Source organism: Microvirga sp. GN3 (assembly GCF_055792825.1).
Window position 1 is genome coordinate 1 of sequence record NZ_JBVVAK010000281.1, and the last position, 5,472, is coordinate 5,472.

5 protein-coding genes and 2 pseudogenes are annotated in these 5,472 nt (G+C 63.7%); 3 read left to right on the forward strand and 4 right to left on the reverse strand.

Going from position 1 to position 5,472, the window contains the following annotated elements:
• Positions 1-224 (forward strand): annotated as a pseudogene (locus tag ACS5Q1_RS46250) (IS5/IS1182 family transposase); the annotation flags it as partial.
• 426 nt (positions 225-650) lie between these two features.
• Here the strand turns inward: ACS5Q1_RS46250 and ACS5Q1_RS46255 are convergent.
• From ACS5Q1_RS46255 to ACS5Q1_RS46265, 3 genes are all read right to left on the reverse strand, one after another.
• Positions 651-2,528, reverse strand: coding sequence for an adenylate/guanylate cyclase domain-containing protein (locus ACS5Q1_RS46255; RefSeq protein WP_473104517.1), 1,878 nt, complete (start codon positions 2,526-2,528; stop codon positions 651-653).
• A gap of 319 nt (positions 2,529-2,847) precedes the next feature.
• Complete coding sequence (locus ACS5Q1_RS46260; protein WP_473104521.1) at positions 2,848-3,915, reverse strand: IS4 family transposase; 1,068 nt, start codon at positions 3,913-3,915, stop codon at positions 2,848-2,850.
• Positions 3,807-4,238: an IS4/Tn5 family transposase DNA-binding protein gene (locus ACS5Q1_RS46265; RefSeq protein WP_473104518.1), complete on the reverse strand. Its 432-nt coding sequence runs from the start codon at positions 4,236-4,238 to the stop codon at positions 3,807-3,809. The genes ACS5Q1_RS46260 and ACS5Q1_RS46265 overlap by 109 nt, the downstream gene beginning before the upstream one ends.
• 353 nt (positions 4,239-4,591) lie before the next feature.
• On the opposite strand from ACS5Q1_RS46265, the pseudogene ACS5Q1_RS46270 reads away from it, so the two are divergent.
• A pseudogene (locus ACS5Q1_RS46270) lies at positions 4,592-4,863 on the forward strand (DUF2312 domain-containing protein).
• A 97-nt stretch (positions 4,864-4,960) separates the two neighbouring features.
• Here the strand turns inward: ACS5Q1_RS46270 and ACS5Q1_RS46275 are convergent.
• Positions 4,961-5,254, reverse strand: coding sequence for a hypothetical protein (locus ACS5Q1_RS46275; RefSeq protein WP_473104519.1), 294 nt, complete (start codon positions 5,252-5,254; stop codon positions 4,961-4,963).
• A 22-nt stretch (positions 5,255-5,276) separates the two neighbouring features.
• On the opposite strand from ACS5Q1_RS46275, the gene ACS5Q1_RS46280 reads away from it, so the two are divergent.
• Positions 5,277-5,472 (forward strand): hypothetical protein (locus ACS5Q1_RS46280; protein WP_473104520.1); only part of this gene is annotated, 196 nt, incomplete at its 3' end.

Below are 5,472 nucleotides of genomic sequence, written 5' to 3' on the forward strand. Positions count from 1 at the left end.
GTGAGATGAAACGGCGAGCGGCGATCGAGCCGGTGATCGGCCACCTGAAGGCCGAGCACCGGATGGGGCGCAATCATTTGAAAGGCCGGGAGGGCGACCGCATCAACGCCGTACTGGCGGCGGTTGGCTACAACTTCTCGCTCCTGCTGCGATGGCTGGCAGCGATTTTATGTGCCCTTGTCCTGGTGCTGCTCGGATATGCTCCATCGCCGCAACGCGCGTGACTCAAGCCGATAGAATATTCTTCACGGACGACTACTTCAGCAACGTGCCAGGAGCGGACCATCACCATAACTCCTGTGGCGAAGAGGCACGAGGGGCGCCGCCTGGAAGTGCTGAGGCCGTCTCATCACCAAACGAGAGCCTCTCGTCGGACCTAAGACCATCTGACCTCCGTTTTGCCGAGGGCAATCGGCCTCACAGTTGTAGTCTTTGGGGTCTCGCCTGCATCGCTCCGAGCAATCTTCGGAACCGTAGGTGTCGAGACACGCCTTGAGGGCTGCGGCTGGTCGGCACCGACCGTGGTCGGACCCGTTCGCTCCCTGCGCGAAGGCAGAAGCACCCGTTACAAGCAGCATGGCGACCAACAAAGCTCGCATGGCATCCTCCTGCCACAAGCGCCATGTCGTTTCGACCCAGAACTACCAGTGCTAGTTTGCGGCCCTGGGCTGCGGGCACTCGGGAAGGCTCACTGGCTTTGCGATTTGCGCTATCGCCTCGGGCATAGCACATGCGGGAAAGCCAGCCTTGCGCATCGTCTCAATGAGGCGCTGGCGCTCGGCCTCGCTCCAGTCCGGCGCGCTGACATAACCCTGGATCGTGATGTCCGGATGGCGCTTGAGCGTCTCCGCGACGGCGGCTTTCGCGTCGTCTATCCGTCCGAGGCCGGCAAGCAGCGCAGCACGCCGCTCCAGCATGCGCAAGGCATCGTCGTATCGTCCCACGTTGAAGTAGGCATAGCTGAACTGGCTTGCGTGCCATGGTAGGAAGTGCGGGTTGAGCCGGATGGCCCGGTCGACGGCCTCGGCGCCGCGTTCCGGCTTGCCGAAACTGCTGGCCCAGCCGGCATAGAAGGTCAGGATCTCGGCTGAGCCCGGATTGAGACGGAGCGCCTCCTCGTACTCGGCCTCGGCCCGCACGAGATCTCCCGTTTGGCCAATGGCGTCGCCGATGGCGGCATGCGCCTCCGCATCGCTGGGGTCGAGCGCAACGGCGCGCTCGGCTGCATCCCGCGCCAGACGCTGTGCCTCATTGCGGTCCGCCCCGAAACCCGCCGTGCCGACATAGGCCCAGCAGAGCTCGACCCACGCCCGAGCCAGCGTCGGGTCCAACTCGACGGACCGCTTTAGGAGGCGAACGGACTCGTCGATGCTCTCCTTGGTGGATTGCTCGAGCTTCTCCGTCCCCAGAAGGTAGAGTTCGTAAGCGTTGAGGTTCTCTGGCCGTTTTCGCTTCGCGGCCTTGCGCCCGGCCTCCTGGATCAGTCCAGCGCCGCTCCCGAGCCGGTTGGCGACCTGCTCGGCAAGTTCGGTCTGCAAGGCAAATACCTCCTCGACCGGGCGGTCCCAGCGGTTCGACCAGACGTGGGTTCCGGACTCCGCATCGATGAGTTGCACAGTCGCCCGTAAGCGCTCGCCCTGGCGCTGGAAGGAGCCTTCCAGCACGTAGCCGACGCCGAGGTCCTGTCCGACCTGGCGCACATCCACGGCCTTGCCCTTGTAGATCCCGGTCGAGTTGCGGGAGACGACCTCGAATTCGGGAAAGCGGGCCAGATCGGTGATGATGTCCTCGGTGATCCCGTCAGCCAGCCGGGCGGTGGCGTCGTCCCCGCCCAGGTTGGCAAAGGGCAGCACCGCGATGGACGGTTTGCTGGCATAAGCTGCCGGGGACGGCCAAAGCCACCACCCCACCGCGCCGGCGATCGCCAGGAGGACAGCGGCGGCGGCGGCGAGCCCGCGCCGTGCAACTGATCTGAAGGGTAGCACTCCTGGTGATGCAGACCCGCGCCGGATCCGATAGGTCCGGATCGGGCGTTCGATGTTCTTGACCCGCTGCTCGCCTGCAAACTCGATCGGCAGGTCGAGCTTGCCCTGAAGCTGGTCATAGGCCGTGCCGGAGATCAGCACGCCACCGGGCTCGCAGATCTGTTCCAGCCGCGCCGCGATGTTCACGCCGTCGCCGAGCAGGTCATCTCCCTCCACCACCACATCGCCGAGGTTGATGCCGATGCGGAAGACAATGCGCCGTTCCAAAGGGACGCCATCCTGCCGATCCCTGACGCTCTTCTGCACCGCCACGGCACAGGCCACCGCATCCACCACTGAGCCGAACTCGGCAAGGGCCCCGTCGCCCATCAGCTTGACGATGCGCCCGTGGTGCTCGGCGAGAAGCGGATCGATGATCTCGCGCCGCAAGGCTTTCAGGGCGGCGAGCGTCCCGGCTTCATCCATTTCCACGAGATGAGAGTACCCGACGACGTCCGCCGCCAGGATCGCCACCAACCGCCGCTCCACCCATGCTGTCGCCATGGCTGTTTCTCCTTGAGGAGATCTGCCGAAGGGGGCAGTCGACGCGACACGCCCTGTCGAGTTGCCGACCTCTCAAAAGCGCTCGTGCAGGATACCACCGCCATGATCCGGTAGCGACGCTTTGCAGGAGACCACGTTCAAGCGGGATAGGTCCCGCAAGGCGGATCATCGGGAAGGTCTCATGTGGGTCAACCTTTCACCTTCCGCCCACTCAACAAACGTCGGCTCTTGAGTGCCGAAGCGGACCAACTTTCAATTACCCATAGATTTGCGCGCCGATCTTGGCGCCGAGTTCGATATCCATCAGGCGCGAAAGTCCTCACCACATGACAGTATTGCCGGGTGGAGGGTCATGCCCACGCGCGAGATAGCCGCCTATGCGAGCAATCTTGGTCAGGTAATGCGAGAGTGTCTTTCTCCGCAGCAACACTTGGCCTCTGTCTCTTACCAGCTCGTCGAGCAGATCGATTTCCAGAGCCGTCAGGGCCAGCCGCGGTGGCACGTCCGGAACGACCCGGTTGAGCATCGTCATCCAGAAGATGCGCCAGCTCAGGATGCAGTAGATGCTGAGCAGGTTCACCAGCCGCTCCGCCGTTCTGAGCTTGGTCTCCTCCGTCCGGCACCCGGACTTCAGGATCTTGTGGAACAGCTCGACCTTCCAGCGCATGGCGTGCCAGTCGAGCATCTGGATCGCGTCTGCGCGGGATCGCACCGGAAGATCCGTGATCAGCTTCCAGTCAATCCGCGCCCGGTCTTTAGGGGTGTGACGCTCCTTCGCATGGATGATCGTCAGGGTCAGGGCTGGATAGCGCTTCTGTTTGCCGATCGGAGGCAGAACGTGGATCCGGCGGTATTTGAGCTCCACAATCGCAGAGCTCACGTCACCTTTAGCAGTATGCACGTCCACCTGATACCGTCCTTTGATCTTCACCTCCTGCATCTCGTCGGCGATGGTGTGCAGGCCATTGCCGGCCAGCCGATCCACGCAGGTCCGGACCAGGAAGTGCGTTCCCAGAGCCTGAGTCGTACAAAAGAACTCGTAGATGTCGTTCTCGCGATCGCCGACATGAATACAGCGCTCGGGCGCGCCAAACAGCGCCACGGACTGCCTCATGCACTCCAGCCATCGGATGCTCTCCTTCTGGTCGATGGGCACCCGGGTCGGGTTGATCTTGCGCTTGAGCGTCCGGGTGCCCTTGAACTGAGGCCTCGTCCAAAACTGGATCGCCGAGAGCCCCAGCGGCAGCCCATCCGCCGTCACAGCCAGGCAAGAATGCATCAGCAGCCCGCAGACCGTGTGCATCCGCAACCGGCCTGCCTTATCCCGGCCGCTGTTGACCCGGCGGGTCGCGCCAATCGGTCCAGGCTGTGCTCTCTCGTAGGACAGTTCAGTCGTGTCTTGAATGACCAGGAGGGGCCCCCGACGGCGGCAAAGCGGGTGCGGGTGGCCTGGAAATGGCCGCGGAGGATCTCGTGTTCGCTGACTTTGGGATTGGACAGGAAGCGGTAGGCCGCTTTGGTGTTGGCCCAGTCCTGGCAGGCCAGCGGAAGGCTGCCGCCGATGGCACCAGCCATGTGGGTCAGGAGCTTGCGCAGGCGCTGGTCAAGACGGCGGTCCCGAAAGTGGCAGCCGGCGAGCTCCCGCTTGATCCAAGAGATCGCATCAGCCACCTGTGTGGGATGGGTGGCAGGGAGGTGTGCCTTCGTCATAGCCCGGCTCCCTTGCGGCCTTGGCCCAGCAGACAAAGGACAGCTTGATCAGGGGCTCAACCCACAGGGATGGGGGAGATCACGGGAGAGCTTAGAGAGAATCCAGCCCATGAGATGCCCCTCATAGACAATGAGGTGCTCGATAAGGAATCACGACAGGGGCTGGTCAGGCAAGCGCGGCCCATCAGACCAAAAATGTGGGTAATTGAAAGGCGGACCAAGCGCTTACGTCTCAGGCGTGCCAACTCCTGAGGTTGGCTTGTGATGGCGTCATGCGCGGTTGCTGCTCCGCATTAACGGGTGCTTACTCGGATGCTGGATAGTGCCGGCCTACGTACGGCAAAGGAGAAGCCATGAGTGACGTCGTTGGAATTCCGGGCAACGGATCCGCTCGTTCGGGAAGCGCATCGAGCAGATCGAGAACGAGATCAAGGACCTGAACGAAGCCAAGAAGGAAGTCTTCTCCGAGGCCAAGGGCGAGGGCTTCGACGTGAAGATCCTCAAGGAGATCATCAAGCTGCGCAAGCAGGATCAGGACGAGCGCGACGAGCACGAGTCTCTGCTCGACGTCTACATGCGCGCCATGGATGAAGCAGGCCCAGCCCCTGTCGCCGAGGCGGCCTGAGCGCACCTTGAAGATTTCGGATGACGAGAAGGCCGCCTACCAAGGGGCGGCCTTCTTTCTCATGGAATGCAGAGCCGCCGACCGATCATCTGGCCGGCTAGCCACCAACCGCCGCTGACTTCTTCCGCGAGGAGGATCGCCTGCCGCCCTTCCGGCGGTCGCCGGTGCCGCGCTCCTCGCCTGATGAACCGCTAAGGGCGCTCGTCACGACCTCCCCTGCGGCACCAATGGCCGCCGCTGCGACCTCCAGCGGAGCGGCGACAATCTCGGCGCCGAGGCTTCCGGCCGCCGACACGGCGTCCCTGCCTTCTTGTGTTCCGCCGCCTTGGCCTTGCTCGCTGCCCTGCGGCTTCTCGAGCACGTTCGCGACCGCCCTGAGGGCCTCCGCCATCACCGCGCGAGCCTGCGGGGAGGTGAGCGTTGTCTCCAAGGTCGAGAGCCACGCCATCGGGTCCAGCAGGCCGCCCTGTGCTCGCGAGCGGGACGCGGAGTGGGCCTGCGTCGTGGACCGTGACCTCGACGTGCCGGAGGTCGAGCGAGCCGCCGTGCGCGATCCTGCGGAGGAGCGGGATGGCGCGGGAACAGCCTGGGACTTGGTCGCAGACCGGG